Genomic DNA, 21,439 nt, shown 5'->3' with positions numbered 1-21,439 from the left:
GCGCGCCTTTCGACACTGCCATCCGATTAGATCGATTGAAATCGGCGAACGGCCGTCAAACTTTGCGCGGGTCGCCGTCCGGCTGGACGACGAAGATCAGCACCACCAGCATTGTCATGTAGAATTTGAACGCCGCCTCCTGACCATTCCATGTCGAAGACTGCCACATGGCAAACCACTCGCCGCCAACGACCATGAAGCCGAAATACCAAACGAGGAAACCCATGGTGGCGGCTATGATGGCGAACTTCTTGGCATCGTTGAATGCCTGTCCGCTGGCGTTGCGCGCCTGCCAGAGTCGCCAGGCGGCGACTAGGTAGAGCAAGCAGGTCAGCGCCTCGCCAATGATGATCAGCCAGTAGCCCGCCGTCCACAGCGACGGGTTGGTGATCGAGCGGTACATCAGGGCGTTGCCGGGAAAGGTCGTGTCCATGCTCAGCACATGCTGGACAAAGGCGAAGTTTGAGCCGTAATCGGTGATGTTGCCGAAGGCGACAAGGAAGGCGAAAGCCGCCAGACACAAACACATGACGATCTTGGAGAAACGCGCGGTCATGGCAAGAACTCCTGCTGAAAGATCGGGGCATCGCACTCATCAATCGCCGAGTCCCGAAGATCGCGCAACGGGGGGACCAGTGATCATAGTGCTCACGACTGTCGCGAGACATTATGCCGGGAAGCAAGACATTGCCGCGATTCTCGAAACCCTCGATCTCGACAGCTATTGCGCGGTGGGCGACTTAGTCTCTGTGGTTAGAGCCGGCACACAGCACGATTTCGCCATCATCCGCCGCCGCTGGATCGCCAGCGAGACGGGCACCACGCTCGAACTGACGCTCGATCATCCGGCGCGTTCGAGTGGCCTTTGAAAGAAGCGAGCTTTGCCCCGAGGGGCTACTCCACCTCGCGCCCCATGCGCCGGCCCGTGTAGCGCTCGATCGCCGACAGCCCGTCATAGATCAGCACGGCAAGGGCGGCGACGATCAGACCGCCCTGCAGGATGAAGGCGAGGTTGTTCGACAGCAGGCCGGCGATGATCACCTCGCCCAATGTCCTCGCCGCCACTGTCGAGCCGATGGTCGCGGTGGCGAGGCTGATCACCACCGACAGCCGGATACCGCCGAGGATGATCGGCGCGCTGAGCGGCAGTTCGACCTTGACCAGCCTTTGCCAGCCGGTCATGCCGGCGCCACGCGCCGCCTCGACGACATTGGCCGGCAGCGTCGTCAGGCCGGTCAGCGCGTTCTCGAAGATCGGCAGCAGGCCATAGAGAAACAACGCAATCAGCGTCGGCTTTTCGCCGAAGCCGACGGCCGGCACGGCAAGCGCCAGCACCGCCACCGGCGGAAAGGTCTGGCCGATATTGACCAGGCTGCGCGACAGCGGCAGGAATTCGGCGCCGGCTGGCCTGGTGACCAGAATGGCGAGCGCGACCGCAACGATCGTCGCGGCAACCGTTGCGATCAGGACGGTCCGCAGATGCAGCAGCGTCAACGTCAAAAGGCTGCCCTGATTGTAGATTACCGGCGCGTTGTTCTCTGTCAGCGGCTTCAGCAGCGGTTCGAACCAGCCGGGATTGGTGACGAAGGCAATAAGCAGCACCACCAGGGCAAGCCTGAGCAGTGATGGAAGCCAGGCTTTCATGCCGGCCTCGCCGCGCGTTTAACCAGTCCATCCACAGTGACGCGGCCAAGCGATTTGCCATCAGTATCTTTCACGGGCAGTGCCGGGCGGCCCGACCACAGGAGTTCGGCCAACGCGTCGCGTTGGCTGGCATCACCGGGGATCGCCTCGCCTTCGGCCGTGCCTTTTTCCACCGCGTCGCGCACCCGGCCAAGCGATAACAGCCGGAACGGTTTTTCGCTGGCGCCAACCAGGGTCTCGACAAACGCGCTGGCCGGTTTCGCCAGTATCTCGGCCGGCGCGGCATATTGCACTACTTTGCCGCCATCCATCACCGCGATCTTGTCGCCCATGTGAACGGCCTCTTCCATGTCATGGGTGACTAGGATGATGGTGGTGCCGAAGCGCTTCTGGATCGCCAGCAGATCGTCCTGCGCCTTGTTGCGGATGATTGGATCGAGCGCGCCGAACGGCTCATCCATCAACAGCACGTTGGGTTCCGCGGCAAGCGCCCGGGCGACGCCGACGCGCTGCTGCTGGCCGCCGGAAAGCTCATGCGGATAGCGTGGCCCGTAGGCTTGCGGGTCGAGCTGATATAGCGTCATCAGCTCGTCGACGCGGGCTTTGATGCGGTTGGCGTCCCAGCCGAGCAATACCGGCACAGTGGCGATGTTCTGTGCCACCGTGCGATGCGGAAACAGACCGTGGCCCTGGATGGCATAGCCGATGCTGCGACGCAGCTCATAATCAGGCACCGAGCGGTTGTCGACGCCGTCGAGCTTGATCACGCCCGATGTCGGCTCGACCAGCCGGTTGATCATGCGAAGCAGCGTCGTCTTGCCGGAGCCGGAGGTGCCGACGATGACGGCGATGCTGCGCGGCTCGATTACTATCGACACGTCGTCGACCACTGTCGTCTCGCCGTAGCGCTTGGTGATGCCTTCGATCTCGATCATGCCGTTTAAACCCTGCGCTTGCTGGCGCTCATTTCGATCACTGCATCGAGGATGATGGCGGCGGCGAAGGCCAGCGCCACCGTCGGCACGGCACCGAGCAGTACCAGGTCCATCGCCGTCTGGCCGACTCCCTGGAATACGAATACGCCAAAGCCGCCGCCGCCGATCAGCGCGGCAATGGTGGCGAGGCCGATATTCTGCACCAGCACGATGCGAATGCCGGTGAGGATCACCGGTAAAGCCAGCGGAAACTCGACGCCGAACAGCCGCTGGCGGTCGGTCATGCCCATGCCGCGCGCTGCGTCGTTGGCGGCACGCGGCACACCGGCAAGGCCGACCACGGTGTTGGCCACCACCGGCAGCAGTGAATAGAGGAACAGGGCGACGAAAGCCGGCGCCGTGCCGATGCCGCGAATGCCGAGCGCGGCAGCACCCGGCACATGCGAAGCGACCCAGCCGAGCGGTGCTATCAAGAGGCCGAACAGCGCGATCGAAGGAATGGTCTGAATGATGTTCAGCACGTTGAGCACGCCGGCCCGCAATTTCTCGACGCGGTGGCAGAGGATGCCGAGCGGCAGGCCGATAATCACTGCTGCCGCCAGCGAACCCAGCGCCAGCGTCACGTGCTTGGAGCCTTCCGCCCAAAAACTATCGGCGCGATTGAAATATTCCTTGAGGATCGACAGGCTGTTCCAGCTCCCCGAGACCAGCAGCAGGCCGATCGCCGCTGCGGCGACAACAAGCACGCCGACGCGTGCCTGCGGCGACAGGTTTAGCCTTGTAAGCACGTCGGCGAGCAGAAGCGTGAAGGCGAAGATAAACAGCCAGAAGCCCGAAGCCGGCGAGATACGGGCGAAGGTGTTGCCGGCGGGCGTCAGGAAGCTGCCGGCAACGCCGATCAGCAGCGCCAGCGCTGCAAGTGGAACCACACTGGCGGCGAGGCGCAGAGCAAGCGGCGTTTTCAGCAATGCAATGAGCGCCGCTGCGACAACAATCGCCATCAATAGCGGACCGACCGCCGCAGGCAAAGATTCGAGGATCGAGCGCGCCTCGCCGGGTACGATGCGATTGGCGCGGAACGTGGCGAATGGTGCCGCAAAAGCCGCATAGGCTGATATCGCCGCGATAACCACGCCGAGCTTGTCAAACCGGATGCGCACGCCCTCCCCCATCGGCCGATCCGCGCACCTCGAAAGCGGCGCGCCGGAATCGCCTTACTTGAGGAAGCCGTTCTTTTTCAAAAAGCCTTCGGCGACGCCCTTGACCGGTTCGCCGCCAACCTGGACGCGGCCATTCAACTCCTGCAGCGTGACGAGATCGAGCTTGGCGAAGACCGGCTTCAGCAGCGTCTCGATTTCCGGGTGCTCCTTCAGCACCGCCTCGCGGATGATCGGCGCCGGCTGGTAGACCGGCTGCACACCCTTGTCGTCCTCAAGCACGACGAGGCCGGAGGGCGCGATGCCGCCGTCGGTGCCGTAGACCATGGCCGCGTTGGCGCCGTTGGTCTGGTTGGCCGCAGCGGCAATGGTCGCCGCCGTATCGCCGCCCGACAGCGTGATCAACTGGTCCGGCTTCAGCGTAAAGCCATAGGTCTTCTGGAAAGCGGGCAGCGCGGCCGCCGAATTGACGAACTCGGCGGACGCCGCCAGCACCACCTTGCCGCCGCCCGAGACATATTTGCCGAAGTCGGAAAGGGTGACGAGCTTGTTGGTATCGGCGACCTCCTTACGCAGGGCGATCGCCCAGGTGTTGTTAGCCGGTGACGGGGACAGCCAGACGATCTTGTTGGCGTCGTAATCGAGCTTCTTGGCAGTCTCTTAGGCCTTAGCGGCATCCTTCCACACCGGATCGTCGGCCTTCTCGAAGAAGAATGCGGCGTTGCCGGTGTATTCCGGATAGATGTCGATCTCGCCGGCCGTAATTGCCTTGCGTACCACAGGCGTGCCGCCGAGTTGGATGCGGTCGGTGGTCTGGATATTATTGGCGTTCAGCACCAGCTGGATGATGTTGCCGAGCACGCCGCCCTCGGTGTCGATCTTCGACGACACCACCACCTGGGCACTCGCCGAGGCCACCGTGATGCCGAGCGCCAGCACGGTGCCGGCCAGAACCTTGATTGAAAACATCTCACAAATCCCTTGCTGTGAACCGGAATATGGCTGCCGCATATGAGCATGGCTTCGATGCCCCGTCGGGGTACACGGTTTCATAAGAAGGGTGATGGACGCAATAATTTTGTTCGGATTTGGGTGAATCCGCTGTTGTCTCGTCCCGACAGCGTGGCGTCAGCTGGCCGCACGCAAGCCCGTCATCTTCAACACGCCCAGTGCCACGAAGCACAGCGCGACGACCGGAAAAATCATCCAGTTCAGCATCTCCCAGCCCCAGGCATTGTAGACTGCGCCCGACATCAGCGAGGCGAAGGCGACGGAGCCGAACAGGACGAAATCGTGGAACCCCTGGACCTTGCCTTTTTCGGATGGCTGGTAGCTGTCAGCCACCATGGCGGTGGCGCCGATGAAGCTGAAGTTCCAGCCGAGGCCGAGCAGGATCAGCGTTGTCCAGAACTGCCACAGTGCCAACCCCGACAGCGCGACTATACCGCAGCCAATGAGCAGCACCAGGCCGATGGCCACGATCCGCTCCGCGCCAAAACGATAAATCAGCGACCCCGTGAAGAAGCTCGGCGCGAACATCGCCATCACATGCCAGGAAATGCCGAGCGTGGCGTCGTCGGTCGAAAGGCCGCAGCCGACCATGGCCAGTGGCGCGCCGGTCATGACGAAGCTCATCAGCGCGTAGCTGCCGATGGCGCAAAACAGCGCCGCGACGAAGCGCGGCCTGGTGACGATTTCTAAGAGCGGCCGGGCGTCGCTGTCGGCGATTTCCACCTTCTCGGTTGCCTTGGCTGGGATGCGCAATAAAGAGAGGATGGCGGCGCCAACCGCCGCCAGCACCAGGATGGACGCAAACGAGCCGGCAAACTTCACCGGCGAGAACAGGTCGCCGGTGAAAATGACGATCTGCGGCCCAAGTATGGCGGTGACGATGCCGCCGGCCAGCACGAAGGAGATGGCGCGCGCCTTGAATTCAGGCGGAGCATTGTCGGCGGCGGCAAAGCGGAATTGCTGGACAAAGGCACCGCCGATCCCGATCACGGCAAGGCCGAAAGCGAACAGCCAGAAGCTGGCATGAAACAGCGCCAACGTAGCGACCAGCCCGCCAAGCGCTGTGACCGCAGTGCCGGTCATGAAGCCGTCGCGCTGGCCGAGCCGGCGGATGATCGCCGCGGCCGGCAGGGAACCGAGCGCCACGCCGACATTGAAGCCGGTGATCGGCGCGGTTGCCAGCGACTTGTCGGCTTCGAGGAGGTACTGCCCGGCCAGTCCGCCCATGGAAATGGCGATGGGTGCCGCCGAACCGATGATCGCCTGCGAGGCTGCGAGGATGAAAGCGGTGCGACGCGCTTCCTTGCCGGCCTCAACGACGACGATAGCAGTCATGAGGCGTCCTTGCCGCGGCCCTCGCCACGCACGCGGCGCGACACGCGATCAAGCACCGCATTGACCAGTTTCGGCTCGTCTTCTTCGTAAAATGCCTTGGCGATGTCGACATATTCGGAGACGATGACCGCCACCGGCACGTCCTCGCGTTTCATCAATTCGTAGACGCCGGCACGCAATATGGCGCGCAACGTCGAATCGAGCCTCGACAGCGGCCAGTCCTCGGTCAGCGCCTGGCGGATAATCGGATCGATGGTCTTCTGGTGCTCGACAACGCCGGCAAGAATGGCGCGAAACCATTGCGCATCGGCCTCGCGATAGAGCGCGCCGTCGACTTCCTTGCCGAGCCTGAACGCCTCGTATTCGGCGGTGATCTCAAACACGCCGCTGCCGGCGACATCCATCTGGTAGAGCGCCTGCACAGCCGCCAGGCGGGCAGCACCGCGCTTGTTCGCATGGCGAACCGCAGGCTGGCCGGGCGAAGCGGGTTCGCTCACGTTCGCTCTCCCAGTTGTTCCTTTAGGGCGATCATGGTCAGCGCCGCACGCGCCGCAAAGCCGCCCTTGTCGCCTTCGGAGCGCCTGGCCCGTGTCCAGGCCTGTTCGTCGTTTTCGGTGGTCAGGATGCCATTGCCGATGCAGACTGAATCCTGCACGGACAGGTCCATCAGGGCACGGCTGGATTCATTGGCGACGATATCGAAATGATAGGTGTCGCCGCGGACCACCGTGCCGAGGGCGACGAAACCGTCATAGCTCGTCCCGCCTTCGGAAGCACCGTCGAGCGCGAAGGAAATCACCGCCGGGATTTCGAGCGAGCCCGGAACGGTGACGACATCGTATGTCGCGCCCGCTTCGTCGAGCGCGCTGGTCGCGCCTTCGAGCAATGCGTCCGCAAGGTCGTCGTGAAAGCGCGCCTCGATGACAAGAAGGTGGGCCTTCTTCTTCGGACGGATGAACGCTTTGCCGTGTTGGGATGTGCCAGCCATAGATGTCTCCGGGGATCGCCGGTGACTTAGGCCGAAGCCGGTTTGATCGCAAGCGGAAGATTGCTGAAGGAACGTTCAAGGCCAACCCGGTGGCGGCCGCATCAGGGAATGGACTTTATGGGCGATCGCCTCAAAGTCCCTCTTTGGCCGCCTCCACCAGTCGCGCCGCGTAGCGGGCCATGGTGTCGATCTCGAGGTTGACGCGGTCGCCGACCTGGCGTTCGCCCCAGGTGGTGACCGTCAGCGAGTGGTGGATCAATAGCACGTCGAAGCGGGTGCCTTCGACCTTGTTGACGGTGAGCGAAGTGCCGTCGAGCGCGACGGAACCCTTGGGGGCGATGAATTTGGCAAGCTCGCGCGGTGCTTCCAGGGTAAAGCGAACGGCGTCACCCTCTTCCTTGCGGGCCACGATCTCGGCCATTCCGTCGACATGGCCTGACACGATATGGCCGCCAAGCTCGTCGCCGATCTTCAGCGCCCGCTCCAGGTTGATGCGCGTGCCGGATTTCCAGCCCATCGCGGTCGTCAGCCTGAGTGCTTCTTCCCAGGCCTCGACTTCGAACCAGCGTGCGTTCGCACCGTCTTCCGGCAATCCCGTTACCGTCAGGCAGACGCCGCCGCACGAAATTGAAGCGCCAATGGCAATGGTCTGCGGATCGTAGGCGGTGTCGATGCGCAAACCGACGCCTTCCCTGAGCGGCTTCACGGCGGCGACGGTGCCGACATCGGTGACGATTCCAGTGAACATTACTTTGGCCCAGTGAACATCAGTTCGGTCCTAAATGTCTCTTGTCCATTCGGCATATGTGTCTTCGCCGAAACGCATGTCGCGCAATTTGCGAAATCCCGGCGGGATATGGTTGGCATCTATCGGCGATGCAATGCCGTCCTCGCCGATCGCATCCGGCCCCTGAAACAGCACGATGCGATCGACGAGTTGTTCGTCGAGGAACGCCTTGGCCACCTTGGCGCCGCCCTCGACCAGCACGCTCGCCATGCCCAGCGCCGCCAGATCCTCGAGCAGTTCCGGCAGCGCAATATCGCCTTCATACGTCTCAGTGCCGATGAAGCGCACTCCGGTGCGTTCGAGCGCGGCCCGCCGACGTGGATCGGCCTCGGCACACGCGGCGACATAGAGCGGGACCCGGTCGACGCCGGAAACCAGCTTCGAGGTCTCCAGCAGCCTGATCTGGCGGTCGAGCACGATGCGCGCCGGCGAACGGTTCTCAAGTCCCGGCAGCCGCACCGTCAGCGCCGGATCGTCCTCCAGCGCGGTGCCGATGCCGATCAATATGCCGTCCGCTTCGGCGCGCATCAGATAGACTTCGCGCCGCGCGATATCGCCGGTAATGGAGACCTGCCCCTCGCCTTTCACGCCGATCTTATTGTCGCTCGAAAGCGCAAGCTTCAGAATCACTTCCGGGCGTTTTTTCAGAGATCGAATCAAATAGCCGGCCATCTGCTCCGCGGCCTCGGCCGCCAGCACTTTTTCCATCACCTCGACGCCCGCGGCACGCAAGATGGCGTAGCCCTTGCCGGAAACACGCGGGTCCGGATCGCTGGCAGCGCCAACCACCCGCGCCACGCCGGCGCTGACCAGCGCATTGGCGCAAGGCGGCGTGCGGCCGTGATGGGCGCAAGGCTCCAGCGTTACATAGGCGGTGGCGCCTTGCGCCAGCTCACCGGCCTCGGCCAGCGCCTCGGTTTCGGCATGCGGCCGGCCGCCGACGGCCGTGACGCCGCTGCCGACGATCATTGGCCCGTCGCCGTCATCGCGTACGATGAGCGTGCCGACGGAAGGATTGGTCGACGTCCGGCCGGCATTTTTGCGCGACAGCCTGAGGGCTGCCGCCATATAGCGGCGATCGAGGACCTCTTGCTTCGCCGTGCTGCGCTCGGACCCTGCCATGCTCAGCCGGCGTCCTCTTCGCTCTTCAGCTCTCTGCCCCTGGGCTCGTCACTTTTGAGCTCGTCGCCTTTGAGCTCGCCCAACACGTCGTGGAAATCCTTGGCCTCGCGGAAATTGCGGTAGACGGAGGCAAAGCGCACATAGGCGACATCGTCGAGCGACTTAAGCGCCTCCATGACCAGCCGGCCGACTTCGCCGGAGGCGACCTCGGTCTCGCCCGAGCTTTCCAGCTGGCGCACTATGCCGGTCACCGCGCGGTCGATGCGCTCCGGGTCGACGTTACGCTTGCGTACCGCAATCTCGACCGAGCGCAGCAGCTTGTCGCGGTCGAACGGCACCTTGCGTCCCGACTTCTTCACCACGACGAGGTCGCGCAATTGGACGCGCTCGAAAGTGGTGAAGCGGCCGCCGCAATCCGGGCAGACGCGCCGCCTGCGGATCGCCGCGCCGTCTTCGGCGGGGCGCGAATCCTTTACCTGCGTATCTTCGGACTGGCAGTAGGGACAGCGCATGGAGAGCCTTCGGTTCGCGATTCTCGTGGAGCGAAAGGCTTAGAGGTTTTTGCCACGATGGCAAAGTATGGCCGATGACCGATCGCGTCTCAGAGATAGCGAGGCACGAGGAAAATTGCGAGAGCGGCAATCAGTTGGACGGCAATCCGCCAATCAGGGAGCGACGTCGCCGGTCGGGAAGCCGCAGGACGTGCCGAGATAGCGATAGGCCTTGGTGAAGCCGTCCATCGATATGGTTGCGACCGGCTTGTCGGCGAAGCTGACATCGAGGGCGCTGGTACGGCGCATGGCACGCAGTATGGCGAGGGTTGTCTCGGGCTTGTTGTTCACTATCCACTGGCCGTCGGCGATAAGATGAAAACCAGCCTTGATCTTGTCGTTGACGTCGCGGAACACCGCCGGGATGTTGTCGCCCTTAGGCAAGTCACCGTTTCTCACGGCGATGATGAGGCTCGGATAGCCCTCGGGCGGCAGTACGTCGCCATTCGAGATGGCTAGCGTAAGGGTGCCGCTGGTGCCGTTTGCGTCGAAAAAGACCGTCGAGGCGGCGCAGGTCTTGCGCACATCCTCACCGGTGTTGACCTCGTCCACCGTGGTGGACCACCTGCCGAAGGTCTCTGTCTTGGGTGCTGCCGGGGTCGGCTCGGTCTGTGCCAAGGCGAGGCCGGACAGCTGCAAGATAGCCGATGCCAGCAAGGCACCAAAGCCGGCGAAACGGAAAGTTGGCATCATTGAGCTTCTCCGCAGGTGCCTTGCTGTCGCACCGGGATTGTCCCGCACATGGAGGTCACTAGCGTCGGTCAACCAAGATACGGATAAAGCGGAAAACGATCCGTCAATGCCGCCACCTTGGCCTTCACGGCTGCCTCGACGGCCGCATTGCCCTCATCGGAATTGGCGACCTTCAGTCCATCCAGCACTTCGGTGATCAGCTTGCCGATCTCACGGAACTCGGCCTGGCCGAAGCCGCGTGTGGTGCCGGCCGGCGTGCCGAGCCGAACGCCCGAGGTGACGAAAGGCTTTTCCGGATCGAAGGGGATGCCGTTCTTGTTGCAGGTGATGTTGGCGCGGCCAAGGGCAGCTTCGGCGCGCTTGCCGGTGGCGTTCTTGGGACGCAGATCGACCAGCATCAGATGATTGTCGGTGCCGCCGGAGACAATGTCGAGACCGGTTTCCTGCAGGCTGGAGGCCAGCGCCTTGGCATTGGCAACGACGCTCTCCGCGTAGATCTTGAAGCTCGGCTTCAGCGCTTCGCCCAGAGCCACCGCCTTGGCGGCGATGACATGCATCAGCGGTCCGCCCTGCAGGCCGGGGAAGACGGCCGAGTTCATCTTCTTGGCAATGTCCTCGTCATTGCAAAGGATCATGCCGCCGCGCGGGCCGCGCAGCGATTTGTGCGTCGTGGTGGTGACCACGTGGGCGTGCGGCAGCGGCGACGGATGCACGCCGCCGGCGACCAGGCCGGCGATGTGGGCCATGTCGACCATCAGATAGGCACCGATCGAATCGGCAATCTCGCGAAAACGCTTCCAGTCCCAGACGCGTGAATAGGCGGTGCCGCCGGCCAGGATCAATTTCGGCTTGGTCTCATGGGCGGTCTTCTCGATCGCATCCATGTCGAGCAGATGATCTTCCCTGCGCACGCCATAGGAGACAACCTTGAACCATTTGCCGCTCATATTGACAGGCGAGCCATGCGTCAGGTGGCCGCCGGAATTGAGGTCGAGGCCCATGAAGGTGTCGCCGGGCTGCAGCAACGCCAGGAACACCGCCTGGTTCATCTGGCTGCCGGAATTCGGCTGGACGTTGGCGAAGTTGCAGCCGAACAGCTTTTTCGCGCGTTCGATGGCCAGTTCCTCGGCGACATCGACGAATTGGCAGCCGCCATAGTAGCGCTTGCCCGGATAGCCCTCGGCATATTTGTTGGTCATGATCGACCCTTGCGCCTCGAGCACGGCGCGCGAGACGATGTTTTCCGAGGCAATCAGCTCGATCTCATGGCGCTGGCGGCCGAGTTCGTTGCGGATGGCGCCGAAAATCTCGGGGTCGGCATCGGCAAGCGTGGTTTCGAAGAAGGATTCGAATTTGTTCGACACTGCCGCTGCTGTTGCCATGGGCTGAAATCCTCAAGGTTCGGGGTCTGTCGCGCCATTAACACAGTTGCTTTCGGCCCGCCACGTTTGCTGCGCGAAATTTGCTGGCCGGATTGCGCCAGCGCCCTGAAAGCACATTATTTCCTCGCCTGCCGGCCGACAGCAGGGCTTCGCGTGATTTCCTGAACAGCGCCGCATGGTTTGCATGTGATCCGTGGCGAGCCGATTTTCGGAATCATGCGCAAAGCTCAGAGAACGACGACGACAATAAAAAAGGCCGCCCTTGCGGCGGCCTTTTGCAAATGAGCTCAGCTGCTTAGAGCGCGGATGTGATCTGCAGCTCGTTGGCCCCGTCAAGGCCGTAAATGTCGTCGCGGAACTGCACCACGCCCGGCCCCGTCGACCAGGCCGAGATGTAGAGGAAATAGACCGCCACCGGATTGGTGACCTGCACCGGGACGTTCTCGCCGCTCTTGATCGCCGCCTCGAAGTGCTGGCGATTCCAGCCCGGCGTATCGCGCAGAATCCAGGTGACGAGGTCGCGCACGTTCTGGACGCGCACGCAGCCCGAGGAATCGAAGCGCATCATCTTGCCGAACAGGCTCTGCTGCGGCGTGTCGTGCATGTAGACGCCGTCCGGGCTGGGGAAATTGATCTTGACCGAGGCCATGGCGTTGCCAGCGCCCGGATCCTGGCGGAAGCGGTACTTCTCGGCGTCGTCGGTCGACCAGTCGACGGTCAGCGGATCAACCTCGCTGCCATCCGGCGCGAACAGACGGATGTGGCTGTCCTTGAGATAGTTGGGGTCCTTCCGCATCAGCGGAATGATGTCCTTGCGCACGATCGAGACCGGCGCGTTCCAGTAGGGATTGACGATGATCTCGTTGATCTTGGAATTGACGATCGGCGTCTGCCGGTCGATTTTGCCGACGATTGCGGTATGGCGCAGCACGACGCGATCGTTCTCAACGGCTTCGATCTGGGCGCCCGGGATGTCGACCAGCACGTAACGGTTGCCCAGCGTGCCGGCGCGCTCGCGCAGCCGCTGCAGATTGGTCTGCAACTGGCCGAGCCGAATTGGCGCCGAAACATTCATCGCGGCATAAGAATATTGGCCCAGCGTCCCGTCGGCAGGCAGGCCATGGCGCGCCTGGAAGCGCTTGACCGCGGAGTCGACATAGGAATCGAAGGCTGTCGAAATGCCGGCGCTCTGCGCCAGATCGCCCGCAATCATCAGACGCTTGCGCAGCGGGACCACGTCCGGATCGTCGACGCCGAGCTGCAATTTCTTGGTGTCGGGAACCGGCTCCCAGCCGCCCTGGGCGACAATGTTCTGGTATTGCGCGACCGCCTGCTCGGTGAACGAAACGGTCTGCAGGCTGAAGATCGGCAGCGTCGAGGCCACCTTGCCGCCCTGGCTGGGGCGGGCGTCGAACTGGTCGTCCCAATTGCCGCGGGCCGAGGATTTCAGGATATCCCCGATCACATCCTGCGCACTGGCGCGGCCGGCGACCATAGCGGCTGCGAGCGCGGAGGCTCCTGAAAGGAAGAAACGGCGGCTGGTTCTCATGGGCGGTCCAGACATTCTTGCTACAATTCAACCTACCGGGCGGTCTCGCCCGCACTCTAGAGTTGGCTTCTTAACAATTAGCCAACCATGGCCCGCATCACTTCGGTGTAAAAACACATGAAGTGATTTGAGCACAGGACAAATGCACGGCTTTGGCCCCAGCATCACCCGCATCTTCGGTTCCACTGGAATATGGCGGCAACGTGGCTGTTGCTCGAATTTGGATCGGCCGGCCTGACGAAACGGAAAGACCGGTGCTTTTCGGCATCGGCCTTTGGTCCGCTCCGCGGGAGCGCTTCCGTGGTCCAGCTTCAGATCTTGATGCAGCGGGTGCGATTACATCCGGTATGCGATGGTATCGTTCCAGAACCGGTCCAGCCGCTGGAGGGCGCGGTTCATCTGCTTGAACTCTTCGGTGTTGATGCCGCCGACCTGCTCGATCGAGCCGACATGGCGCTCATATAGGCCGGCGACGACCTCCGCCACCTCATTGCCCTTCGGCGTCAGCGAAACCCGCACAGAACGGCGGTCGATGCGCGAGCGCTGGTGATTGATGAAGCCGAGATCGACCAGCTTCTTCAGATTGTAGGAGACATTCGAGCCGAGATAGTAGCCGCGCGAGCGCAGTTCGCCGGCGGTCAGCTCCGAATTGCCAATGTTGAACAGGAGCAGCGCCTGGATGGCGTTGATGTCGGAGCGGCCGTTGCGGTCGAATTCGTCCTTGATCACGTCAAGCAGACGGCGATGCAGCCGTTCGACCAACTGCAGCGATTCCATGTACAGCGAACGGATCGCCTCGCGGCGGTCATCGGATACGTTGGCGGTCTTCGCCGCCGGACGCGAATTGATCATTGTCTTTGCCTCTCGTTTGTCGCCCGGTGATTTTTTGTTCTTCACCTTGATCACGACACTATCGAATACTCATAAAATTCGACTTAAACGCCAAGGCTAACAAGAGCTTACCGGTAAGGGGTTTCGAAAGAGGCTTAACGGGCGGTCACCCGAGCAAGGATAATTAACCTAAAGATTTAGCCACCGATCCTTGACCGGAATTGCTATCGCCGGGCCTGCCGCTTCTGGATCCAGATCACCACGCGGAATACGATGTAGAGCAGCGCCACCGCAAGATGCGAGGCGACGATCAGCAGCCGGTGGCCGAACAGCTCGGGGAAGCCGGCATACATGACCGTCTCGGTCACCGCGCAGATGAACCAGATCACCGGCCCCCAGGACGCCAGCATCCACAGGCCGGCGGCGGCGAATGGAAAAAACACCGCCAGCACCACCGCCGCCACCTGCCAGTGCACCGGCATCAGGTCGAAGCGCCATAAGGGGCCGGGGTAAAAGCCGATCAGCCGGATCCAGTACAAGATGCCGAACAGCAGGCAGTAGCCGGCGATGACGCGCTGGAACCAGGCGAAGATGACCTCGACCGTCGAGGGCTGCAGCACCACGCGTCTCGAGGCGGCCTCGCTCACAACTTCAGTTCCCGTCCGCCGAGCGGTGCGAAATAGGCATCGACGTCGACGGCGCTGACCTTATCGATGCCTGCCGGCCGCCATTGCGGCGTCGAGCCCTTGTCGATGATGGCAGCACGGATGCCTTCATAGAAGTCGTGCCCGGCAAGCATGCGGTTGAGGATACGGAACTCCATTTTCATGCACTCGTCCATCGACAACGTCTGCCCGGCTCTGATCTGGCGCCAGGCGACATGCAGGCTGGTCGGCGACCGGGTGCGGATGGTGGCCAGCGTCTTTGCCGCGAACTCGTCGGCAGTGGCTGCCCGCTCCAGGCTGGCGACGATATCGGCCAGCGACGGCTGCGCGAAATGCCTGGCGATGGCTTCGAGCGTCGGCATGTCGGTCTCGCGTTTGGCCGGGACGAAGCAGCCGCGCAGCACCGATTCCGGGTCGCCGCTTGCCGCCAGCCGGTCGAGAAAGCCAGCTTGATCCTCCGCTCTGATCGTATGCGTGGCCAGGCCCGACCACAAAGCATCGCCATGGCGGATGCGGTTGCCGGTCAGCGCCAGATACATGCCGAAGCTGCCGCCGAGATCCGGCAACAGATGGCTGGCGCCGACATCCGGGAAAAAGCCAATGCCGACCTCGGGCATGGCGAACTGGGCGTTCTCGGTCAGCACCCGCTGCGAGCCATGGAAGGAGATGCCGACGCCGCCGCCCATGACGATGCCGTCGATCAGCGCGACATAGGGTTTTTTGAAACGGGCGATACGGGCGTTCAGCCGGTATTCGTCGGCGAAGAAATCGACCGGAGGCTTTCCTGCCCGGCCGGCCTCATAGATATGAAGGATGTCGCCGCCTGCCGAAAACGCCCTGCCCTCGGCCTTGACGACAACGACATCAATGCCGTCGTCACGCTCCCAGCTGCGCAGCGCCTTGTCCAGCGCCTTGACCATGCGGTGGGTTACGGCATTGAGCGCCTGCGGCCGCGTCAGCGTGACGACGCCGGCCCTGCCCAATCTTTCGAAGCGAATCTCGTCGCCTCCGCCAAAATCCATCGCCAGAGAACCCTCCCCGCGCCCCGCCGGGAGTGAAGTGCTAAAGCGTGGCGCATGGCCGCGTCAATGGCGGGCACGCCAGCGCAGCCTCTGGCCCGGACCGGACGCCGGTGCTAACAATCGATGGCTAGAGGCAGCAATGACGAAAAAGTCATGGCAGGCGCGTTGCAACGCGCACCGACGGGACGTCGTCTATGATTCGATTTTCGCGCCCTGCGCTGATGGCAATCGGGTTGATCGGCACCTGCCTGGCTGGCCATCCAGCCTTGGCGACAAGCCTCGCCGAACTCTACCAGTCGCAAACCATCGTCAATGGTCAGGGAGAAGAACATCGTCAGGCCGGCTTCAAGGTCTGCCTCGACAAAGTGCTGGTGCGGGTATCCGGCGACCAGCGCCTGCCGGCGAAACCTCAGATGACAGCACTGCGCGACAAGGCCGGCAGCTTCGTCAGCAGCTTCCGCTACCGCGATCGCATGGAAGGTATTCCAAACCATGATGATCAAGGCACGTACGACCGGCCGCACGATCTCACTTGCCAGTACACGCCGCCGGTGATCGATAAAGTGCTTGCTGAGCTCGGCAGCAAGCCGTGGCTCGGCGAGCGGCCGATCATCTCGGTACTGCTGGCTGTGCAAGATGCACGCCAGCATTTTGTCTTGGCGAGCGACGGAGACGAAAGCCCCTATATGGCAGAGTCCTTTCAATCGGCAGCCGGACCGTTGGCGATGAAGATCGTCATTCCAAGCAAGGCCGCTCTGGTAAAAACCGGGGCGATTTTCGAACAGGTGCGTGCGCTCTCACCCGAATTGCTGGCGAGAACTGTCGGCAACCAAGAGCTCTTGGCCGGCAGCCTAGTCTGGAGCGACAAGGAGTTGGGCTGGATCGCCGATTGGCGGCTTGCCATGGCCGGCAAGACCTACAAGTGGCAAGTGCGCGGCGTCAACTTCGACGAGGCATTCCGCGTCGCCATGCGGGGTGCTGCGCAGATCCTGTCAGGCAATGGCCAACCAGAATAGCGCCCGACAGGACCGCTGGCACAATCGTGTCGCATTGGTCAGCAGCGGAGGCTCGTGGTAAAAGTCGCCCGATCCGGAGTTTTGGCGATGAACAAATTCACCCCTGCAAAGCCTGCCGGCGCGCGCAGCGTCGACGAGATCACCGGCAGCCGGCGGCTGCGGCGCATGCGCAAGGCCGATTGGTCGCGCCGCCTTGTCCAGGAGAACCGGCTCTCGGTCGACGATCTGATCTGGCCGATCTTTGTCGTCGACGGCAGACAAGTGCGCGAACCGATCGCCGCCATGCCCGGCGTCTTCCGCCTGTCGCTCGACCTCGCCGTCAAGGAGGCTGAGCGCGCGGCTAAGCTTGGCATTCCGGCGATCGCCACTTTCCCCAATGTCGAGCTCGGCCTGCGCGATCAGACCGGTTCGCACATCCTCGATCCGGAAAACATCATCAACCGCGCCACCCGCGCCATCAAGCGCGCGGTGCCGGAGATCGGCATCATCACCGACGCGGCGCTGGACCCGTTCACCTCGCATGGCCATGACGGCATCTTGCGCGACGGCATTATCGTCAATGATGAAACGGTGGAGCAGGTGACGGCAGCAGCCGTCATCCAGGCGGCGGCAGGGGCCGACATCATCGCCCCCTCGGACATGATGGACGGCCGGATCGGTGCCATCCGCGATGCGCTGGACGCCAATGGGTTTCAGGATGTAGCGATCATGTCCTATGCGACCAAGTTCGCATCCGCCTTTTACGGCCCCTACCGCGAGGCGGTCGGCACCGCCGGCCTGCTCAAGGGCGACAAGAAGACCTATTACATCGATCACGCCAATTCCGACGAAGCGGTGCGCGAGGCCGAGCAGGATCTCGCCGAGGGCGCCGACATGCTGATGGTCAAGCCCGGCCTGCCCTATCTCGACATCATCCGCCGGCTGAAGGACGAGTTGCAGATGCCGACCTTCGCCTATCAAGTGTCGGGCGAATATTCGATGATCAAGGCCGCCGCCGCCAATGGCTGGATCGACGGGGAAAAGGCGATGCTTGAATCGCTGCTGGCCTTCAAGCGCGCCGGCTGCGACGGCATCCTGACCTATTTCGCGCCGGAAGTGGCTGAGATGCTGAAGGGGTGATGCGCCTCCGTAGCGCCCACATCGAGTAACGTTCCTTCGTCCAAAGCGCGACATGGCCACCGCAGGCAATCGCTTCAGGTTTGCGCTGCCCCTCATTGCCCTGCCGGGCATTTCTCCCCGTATAGTGACGGGGAGAAAGACGCGTTCGCAAAAGATTTCGCCAATCTCCAGCGTTGCAAAAACATCGCCGAGGTTGCGGCCAGCCCCTTCGCCCCGTCACTATACGGGGAGAAGGTGCCGGCAGGCGGATGAGGGGCGGCGCCAACATTGAGATTGGTCATTCCAACATGATTTGGAAGCGATTGGCCCCGGCGATTCAAAAAACCGCTTGCAAAATGCAATCAGTTAAGCTACCCGATAACTGCGTGCATCTCACAATTGGTTATCAAGGAGGCTCTCATGTCCAAACTTCGCGTCAGCGCTTTCACCTTGTCGATCGACGGCTTCGGCGCCGGTCCCGACCAAGACCTGAAGAACCCGCTGGGTGTTGGCGGGGAAGCCCTGCACGAATGGATGTTCGGCACCCGCACCTTCCGCAAGATGGTTCTCGGCAAGGATGGCGGGACCACGGACACTGACGAGGCGTTCGCCGCGCGCAGCTTCGAGAATGTCGGCGCCTGGATCCTCGGCCGCAACATGTTCGGGCCGATCCGCGGCGAGTGGCCTGACGAGAGCTGGAAAGGCTGGTGGGGAGACAATCCGCCATACCACGTGCCGGTCTTCGTGCTGACGCACCATCAGCGGGATCCCATTGTCATGGAGGGCGGCACGACCTTCTATTTCGTGACCGACGGCATCCACTCAGCGCTGGAGAAGGCGAAAGCAGCGGCTGACGGCAAGGATGTACGGCTGGGCGGTGGCGTTTCTACGATCCGGCAGTATCTCAAGGAAAAGCTCATCGACGAGATGCATCTGGCGATCTCACCTGTCCTGCTCGGCGCAGGCGAGAGCCTTTTTGCCGGCATCGACATGCCCAAGCTCGGCTACCGCTGCAGCGAGCAGGTCGCGACGCCGAAGGCCACGCATGTCATCATCGAGCGCGCCTAGCTTGTTGCAGGGCGCTGCCCACGGAGGCAGCGCCCCTCCTCGCTGCTTTAGTCAGTATTTCTCCGGCACATACAGTTCGCGCGGCAGCACCTGACGTTCGTATTCGGGATTGAAGACGCGCTCCGGTAGTGTGATCTCCTCGTGCGGCACCTCCTCATAGGGCATTTGCTTGAGGAGATGGTCGATGCAATTCAGCCGCGCCCGCTTCTTGTCGTTGCCCTCGACGATGAACCAGGGAGCTTCCGGGATGTTGGTGCGGGCGAAGGTTTCTTCCTTGGCCTTGGTGTACTGCTCCCAGCGCACGCGCGACTGGAGGTCCATCGGCGACAATTTCCATTGCTTCATCGGGTCGTGGATGCGCATCAAAAAGCGCATCTGCTGCTCCTCATCGGTGATCGAAAACCAGTATTTGACAAGCGTAATGCCTGAGCGGAGGAGCATGCGTTCGAAATCCGGCACGTCGCGAAAGAACTCCTCGACCTGATCCGGCTGGGCAAAGCCCATCACCCGCTCGACGCCGGAGCGGTTGTACCAGGAGCGGTCGAACAGCACGATCTCACCGCCGGCCGGCAGATGCGGAACGTAGCGCTGGAAATACCATTGCGACTTCTCGCGCTCGGTCGGCGCCGGTAGTGCTACGACGCGGCAGATGCGCGGATTGAGCCGCTGGGTGATGCGCTTTATGACGCCACCCTTGCCCGCCGAGTCGCGGCCCTCGAATACCACGACGAGCTTCTTCTTGTGATAGGCGACCCAGGACTGCAGCTTGATCAATTCGGATTGCAGCGTGATTAGATCCCGAAAATATTGCAGGCGGTCGATCGATGGCGGATGCGCATTCTTATAGATCTTGGCGATCTCCATCGACAGCGCCGGCTCAGAGATTTCCAGCTCATAATCTTCGTCGAGCGTGTCGGCGAGTTCCGCTTCCAGCCAGTCCCTGGCCGGGGAATTCTGTTTTATCTCGGTCATTTGCGCTGCTCCGCTTACAGGCCGTGTCGGCCGCTGTCAGGCGCTCTGCCGCCCGGCCCGGCGGCCGGAAATCGAAGCGCTGAACCGATGTTAGTATAGGCCAGCAATGACGGTTTTATTGCAGCCGCTGTTGCGCTGGCTGCGCGTCCAATCCGTAAGATGTGATCGATGTTGCCCTGCAACACGGGCGACAAGCGGAACGAATTATCCTACAAATGCCCGGTTCATTCAGGGCTGTCGTTTGAAACGCCCTTTCCCGATAAATCATGAGGATACGACATGGAATACCGCACTCTCGGCCGTTCCGGGCTGAAGGTTTCGACGCTGACCATGGGCACCATGACGTTCGGCGGCGGCGGCGCGTTTTCGGCGGTCGGCAAGACCGATCTCGACGAGGCGCGCCGGATGATCGACCTTTGCATCGATGCCGGCATCAACGTCATCGACACCGCCAACGTTTATTCGAACGGGGTGTCAGAGGAGATCATCGGCGAGGCGCTCGGCGGCAAGCGCAAGGGCGACGTGTTGATCGCCTCCAAGGCGCGCATGCGGATCGGCAAAGGCCCCAATGATGAAGGCCTGTCGCGCTATCATCTGATCCGCGAATGCGAGAGGAGCCTGAAGCGCCTCAGGACCGATGTCATCGACATCTATTTCCTGCACGAGTGGGATGGCCTGACACCGCTCGAGGAAACCATCGCCGCGCTCGACACGCTGGTCGCGCAGGGCAAGGTCCGCTATGTCGGCTGTTCCAATTATTCCGGCTGGCAGGTGATGAAGGGGCTCGGTATCAGTGACCGTCATCACCAGCCGCGCTTCGTCACCCAGCAGATCCACTACACTCTGGAAGCCCGCGAGGCCGAGTATGAATTGTTGCCGATCTCGGTCGACCAGGGGCTCGGCGTGCTGGTCTGGAGCCCGCTCGCCGGCGGATTGCTGTCCGGCAAATATCACCGTGACCAGCCGACCGCCCGCCAGCTCAGCGGCTGGTCGGAACCGCCCGATCCGCGACGAGGACCGGCTGTGGCGGATCGTCGACGTGCTGATCGATATCGGCAAGAACCACGGCGTGTCGGCAGCGCAGGTGGCGCTTGCCTGGTTGCTTGGCCGGCCCGCCGTCAGTTCGCTGGTGATCGGCGGACGAACCGAAGCGCATTTCAAGGACAATATCGCTGCTGCAAGCCTGGTGCTCGGCGATGAGGAGCGCACACGCCTCGACGTGGTCAGCAGGCCGCCCGTGCTCTATCCCTACTGGCACCAGCAATTCACGGCAAAGGACCGGTTCGGGCCCGCCGATCTCGTCCTCGACCGGGACGGCGCCTGAAAAAACGCCCTGAAGCGGGGCTCCCCGGACTGCGACGAGATATGGAGCCGATCGTGCCTTGCGGTGTTGTGTTTGTGGCCCAATGCTCCTAGGCAAAGGCCAAGCACAATGAAAGGAAACGATATGCCACGAGCACCGAACTACGGTCAGGAACGCAAGGAACGCGACCGGCAGAAGGCTGCCAAGAAGGCGGAAAAGCAGGCTGCCAAGGTCGCGGCCAAGGAGCGCTCGAAGCCCGAGGGCGAAAGCGAGTCCCAAACCAACACCGAAACGGCCGAGTGATGATATC

Annotated in this window: 24 protein-coding genes and 1 pseudogene; 7 read left to right on the top strand and 18 right to left on the bottom strand. The window is 62.3% G+C overall.

What is annotated here, in order from left to right; all coding sequences use genetic code 11:
- Window positions 1-55: 55 nt before the first annotated feature.
- Window positions 56-556 carry a DUF2165 family protein gene (locus NKH71_RS20685; protein ID WP_352587782.1) on the bottom strand — a complete coding sequence of 167 codons (501 nt, stop codon included), beginning with the start codon at window positions 554-556 and terminating at the stop codon, window positions 56-58.
- Between the two features lie 79 nt (window positions 557-635).
- Between NKH71_RS20685 and NKH71_RS20680 the strand changes: the two genes are divergently transcribed.
- Window positions 636-869 (top strand): hypothetical protein, encoded by a 234-nt coding sequence (locus NKH71_RS20680; protein WP_352481226.1) that lies wholly within the window; start codon window positions 636-638, stop codon window positions 867-869.
- A 25-nt stretch (window positions 870-894) separates the two neighbouring features.
- On the opposite strand, the gene NKH71_RS20675 is transcribed toward NKH71_RS20680, so the two are convergent.
- From NKH71_RS20675 to NKH71_RS20600, 16 genes and pseudogenes are all read right to left on the bottom strand, one after another.
- Entirely contained in the window at window positions 895-1,644 is a 750-nt protein-coding gene (locus NKH71_RS20675) for an ABC transporter permease (protein WP_023717283.1), read from the bottom strand.
- On the bottom strand, window positions 1,641-2,579 hold the full coding sequence (locus tag NKH71_RS20670) for an ABC transporter ATP-binding protein (protein WP_023717282.1): 939 nt from the start codon (window positions 2,577-2,579) through the stop codon (window positions 1,641-1,643). The genes NKH71_RS20675 and NKH71_RS20670 overlap by 4 nt, the downstream gene beginning before the upstream one ends.
- A 5-nt stretch (window positions 2,580-2,584) precedes the next feature.
- The gene (locus NKH71_RS20665; RefSeq protein WP_352895306.1) at window positions 2,585-3,751 is read right to left on the bottom strand and encodes an ABC transporter permease; all 1,167 of its coding nucleotides are present in this window, start codon (window positions 3,749-3,751) and stop codon (window positions 2,585-2,587) included.
- Window positions 3,752-3,793: 42 nt separating this feature from the next.
- Window positions 3,794-4,705 (bottom strand): annotated as a pseudogene (gene osmF, locus NKH71_RS20660) (glycine betaine ABC transporter substrate-binding protein OsmF).
- Between the two features lie 159 nt (window positions 4,706-4,864).
- The gene (locus tag NKH71_RS20655) at window positions 4,865-6,082 is read right to left on the bottom strand and encodes an MFS transporter (protein ID WP_023717280.1); all 1,218 of its coding nucleotides are present in this window, start codon (window positions 6,080-6,082) and stop codon (window positions 4,865-4,867) included.
- Window positions 6,079-6,579, bottom strand: coding sequence for a transcription antitermination factor NusB (gene nusB, locus NKH71_RS20650; RefSeq protein ID WP_023717279.1), 501 nt, complete (start codon window positions 6,577-6,579; stop codon window positions 6,079-6,081). Before nusB ends, NKH71_RS20655 begins: the two co-directional genes overlap by 4 nt.
- Entirely contained in the window at window positions 6,576-7,070 is a 495-nt protein-coding gene (gene ribH, locus NKH71_RS20645) for a 6,7-dimethyl-8-ribityllumazine synthase (protein ID WP_023717278.1), read from the bottom strand. Before ribH ends, nusB begins: the two co-directional genes overlap by 4 nt.
- 130 nt (window positions 7,071-7,200) lie before the next feature.
- A complete protein-coding gene (locus tag NKH71_RS20640; RefSeq protein WP_352449304.1) occupies window positions 7,201-7,818 on the bottom strand; it encodes a riboflavin synthase in 618 nt (205 codons plus the stop codon).
- Window positions 7,819-7,848: 30 nt separating this feature from the next.
- Entirely contained in the window at window positions 7,849-8,979 is a 1,131-nt protein-coding gene (ribD, locus tag NKH71_RS20635) for a bifunctional diaminohydroxyphosphoribosylaminopyrimidine deaminase/5-amino-6-(5-phosphoribosylamino)uracil reductase RibD (RefSeq protein WP_352789607.1), read from the bottom strand.
- 2 nt (window positions 8,980-8,981) lie between these two features.
- Window positions 8,982-9,491 carry a transcriptional regulator NrdR gene (gene nrdR, locus NKH71_RS20630; protein ID WP_023717275.1) on the bottom strand — a complete coding sequence of 170 codons (510 nt, stop codon included), beginning with the start codon at window positions 9,489-9,491 and terminating at the stop codon, window positions 8,982-8,984.
- 153 nt (window positions 9,492-9,644) lie between these two features.
- On the bottom strand, window positions 9,645-10,223 hold the full coding sequence (locus NKH71_RS20625) for an invasion associated locus B family protein (RefSeq protein ID WP_352481232.1): 579 nt from the start codon (window positions 10,221-10,223) through the stop codon (window positions 9,645-9,647).
- A 68-nt stretch (window positions 10,224-10,291) separates the two neighbouring features.
- Entirely contained in the window at window positions 10,292-11,605 is a 1,314-nt protein-coding gene (gene glyA / locus NKH71_RS20620; RefSeq protein WP_352789610.1) for a serine hydroxymethyltransferase, read from the bottom strand.
- Window positions 11,606-11,900: 295 nt separating this feature from the next.
- Window positions 11,901-13,154: a L,D-transpeptidase family protein gene (locus tag NKH71_RS20615; RefSeq protein WP_023717271.1), complete on the bottom strand. Its 1,254-nt coding sequence runs from the start codon at window positions 13,152-13,154 to the stop codon at window positions 11,901-11,903.
- A 336-nt stretch (window positions 13,155-13,490) separates the two neighbouring features.
- The gene (ldtR, locus tag NKH71_RS20610) at window positions 13,491-14,006 is read right to left on the bottom strand and encodes a transcriptional regulator LdtR (RefSeq protein ID WP_023674486.1); all 516 of its coding nucleotides are present in this window, start codon (window positions 14,004-14,006) and stop codon (window positions 13,491-13,493) included.
- 203 nt (window positions 14,007-14,209) lie between these two features.
- Entirely contained in the window at window positions 14,210-14,632 is a 423-nt protein-coding gene (locus tag NKH71_RS20605; protein WP_023717270.1) for a DUF6163 family protein, read from the bottom strand.
- On the bottom strand, window positions 14,629-15,672 hold the full coding sequence (locus tag NKH71_RS20600) for an enoyl-CoA hydratase/isomerase family protein (RefSeq protein WP_352895305.1): 1,044 nt from the start codon (window positions 15,670-15,672) through the stop codon (window positions 14,629-14,631). Before NKH71_RS20600 ends, NKH71_RS20605 begins: the two co-directional genes overlap by 4 nt.
- Before the next feature lie 194 nt (window positions 15,673-15,866).
- On the opposite strand from NKH71_RS20600, the gene NKH71_RS20595 reads away from it, so the two are divergent.
- From NKH71_RS20595 to NKH71_RS20585, 3 genes are all read left to right on the top strand, one after another.
- The gene (locus NKH71_RS20595) at window positions 15,867-16,688 is read left to right on the top strand and encodes a DUF2066 domain-containing protein (RefSeq protein WP_352495302.1); all 822 of its coding nucleotides are present in this window, start codon (window positions 15,867-15,869) and stop codon (window positions 16,686-16,688) included.
- Window positions 16,689-16,775: 87 nt separating this feature from the next.
- Window positions 16,776-17,807 (top strand): porphobilinogen synthase, encoded by a 1,032-nt coding sequence (hemB, locus tag NKH71_RS20590; protein WP_023717267.1) that lies wholly within the window; start codon window positions 16,776-16,778, stop codon window positions 17,805-17,807.
- A gap of 399 nt (window positions 17,808-18,206) precedes the next feature.
- Window positions 18,207-18,854: a dihydrofolate reductase family protein gene (locus NKH71_RS20585; RefSeq protein WP_023717266.1), complete on the top strand. Its 648-nt coding sequence runs from the start codon at window positions 18,207-18,209 to the stop codon at window positions 18,852-18,854.
- A gap of 51 nt (window positions 18,855-18,905) precedes the next feature.
- On the opposite strand, the gene ppk2 is transcribed toward NKH71_RS20585, so the two are convergent.
- Entirely contained in the window at window positions 18,906-19,826 is a 921-nt protein-coding gene (ppk2, locus tag NKH71_RS20580; protein WP_023717265.1) for a polyphosphate kinase 2, read from the bottom strand.
- 279 nt (window positions 19,827-20,105) lie between these two features.
- On the opposite strand from ppk2, the gene NKH71_RS20575 reads away from it, so the two are divergent.
- The 3 genes from NKH71_RS20575 to NKH71_RS20570 all read left to right on the top strand — a co-directional run bounded on the left by NKH71_RS20575 (window position 20,106) and on the right by NKH71_RS20570 (window position 21,432).
- Window positions 20,106-21,026, top strand: a complete 921-nt coding sequence (locus NKH71_RS20575; RefSeq protein WP_502900407.1) for an aldo/keto reductase — start codon at window positions 20,106-20,108, stop codon at window positions 21,024-21,026.
- Window positions 20,911-21,150 (top strand): aldo/keto reductase, encoded by a 240-nt coding sequence (locus NKH71_RS33495; protein WP_502900406.1) that lies wholly within the window; start codon window positions 20,911-20,913, stop codon window positions 21,148-21,150. Before NKH71_RS20575 ends, NKH71_RS33495 begins: the two co-directional genes overlap by 116 nt.
- 123 nt (window positions 21,151-21,273) lie before the next feature.
- Window positions 21,274-21,432, top strand: a complete 159-nt coding sequence (locus NKH71_RS20570; RefSeq protein WP_023717263.1) for a hypothetical protein — start codon at window positions 21,274-21,276, stop codon at window positions 21,430-21,432.
- Window positions 21,433-21,439 lie beyond the last annotated feature (7 nt).

Origin of the sequence: Mesorhizobium sp. M0983 (assembly GCF_040318975.1) — a bacterium.
Taxonomy (GTDB): domain Bacteria; phylum Pseudomonadota; class Alphaproteobacteria; order Rhizobiales; family Rhizobiaceae; genus Mesorhizobium.
The sequence above is the reverse complement of the archived record's forward strand: the minus strand, read 5'-3'. Positions and strand labels throughout refer to the sequence as shown.

Excerpts from the sequence above, each read along its gene's own strand:
- ldtR (WP_023674486.1), bottom strand. The coding sequence starts at position 14,006 with ATGATCAATTCGCGTCCGGCGGCGAAGACCGCCAACGTATCCGATGAC.
- NKH71_RS20600 (WP_352895305.1), bottom strand. The coding sequence starts at position 15,672 with ATGGATTTTGGCGGAGGCGACGAGATTCGCTTCGAAAGATTGGGCAGG.
- ribD (WP_352789607.1), bottom strand. The coding sequence starts at position 8,979 with ATGGCAGGGTCCGAGCGCAGCACGGCGAAGCAAGAGGTCCTCGATCGC.
- NKH71_RS20640 (WP_352449304.1), bottom strand. The coding sequence starts at position 7,818 with ATGTTCACTGGAATCGTCACCGATGTCGGCACCGTCGCCGCCGTGAAG.
- NKH71_RS20625 (WP_352481232.1), bottom strand. The coding sequence starts at position 10,223 with ATGATGCCAACTTTCCGTTTCGCCGGCTTTGGTGCCTTGCTGGCATCG.
- NKH71_RS20665 (WP_352895306.1), bottom strand. The coding sequence starts at position 3,751 with ATGGGGGAGGGCGTGCGCATCCGGTTTGACAAGCTCGGCGTGGTTATC.
- NKH71_RS20685 (WP_352587782.1), bottom strand. The coding sequence starts at position 556 with ATGACCGCGCGTTTCTCCAAGATCGTCATGTGTTTGTGTCTGGCGGCT.
- ppk2 (WP_023717265.1), bottom strand. The coding sequence starts at position 19,826 with ATGACCGAGATAAAACAGAATTCCCCGGCCAGGGACTGGCTGGAAGCG.
- ribH (WP_023717278.1), bottom strand. The coding sequence starts at position 7,070 with ATGGCTGGCACATCCCAACACGGCAAAGCGTTCATCCGTCCGAAGAAG.
- nrdR (WP_023717275.1), bottom strand. The coding sequence starts at position 9,491 with ATGCGCTGTCCCTACTGCCAGTCCGAAGATACGCAGGTAAAGGATTCG.
- NKH71_RS20570 (WP_023717263.1), top strand. The coding sequence starts at position 21,274 with ATGCCACGAGCACCGAACTACGGTCAGGAACGCAAGGAACGCGACCGG.
- NKH71_RS20575 (WP_502900407.1), top strand. The coding sequence starts at position 20,106 with ATGGAATACCGCACTCTCGGCCGTTCCGGGCTGAAGGTTTCGACGCTG.
- NKH71_RS20670 (WP_023717282.1), bottom strand. The coding sequence starts at position 2,579 with ATGATCGAGATCGAAGGCATCACCAAGCGCTACGGCGAGACGACAGTG.
- NKH71_RS20595 (WP_352495302.1), top strand. The coding sequence starts at position 15,867 with ATGATTCGATTTTCGCGCCCTGCGCTGATGGCAATCGGGTTGATCGGC.
- NKH71_RS20615 (WP_023717271.1), bottom strand. The coding sequence starts at position 13,154 with ATGAGAACCAGCCGCCGTTTCTTCCTTTCAGGAGCCTCCGCGCTCGCA.
- glyA (WP_352789610.1), bottom strand. The coding sequence starts at position 11,605 with ATGGCAACAGCAGCGGCAGTGTCGAACAAATTCGAATCCTTCTTCGAA.
- NKH71_RS20585 (WP_023717266.1), top strand. The coding sequence starts at position 18,207 with ATGTCCAAACTTCGCGTCAGCGCTTTCACCTTGTCGATCGACGGCTTC.
- NKH71_RS20675 (WP_023717283.1), bottom strand. The coding sequence starts at position 1,644 with ATGAAAGCCTGGCTTCCATCACTGCTCAGGCTTGCCCTGGTGGTGCTG.
- hemB (WP_023717267.1), top strand. The coding sequence starts at position 16,776 with ATGAACAAATTCACCCCTGCAAAGCCTGCCGGCGCGCGCAGCGTCGAC.
- NKH71_RS20655 (WP_023717280.1), bottom strand. The coding sequence starts at position 6,082 with ATGACTGCTATCGTCGTCGTTGAGGCCGGCAAGGAAGCGCGTCGCACC.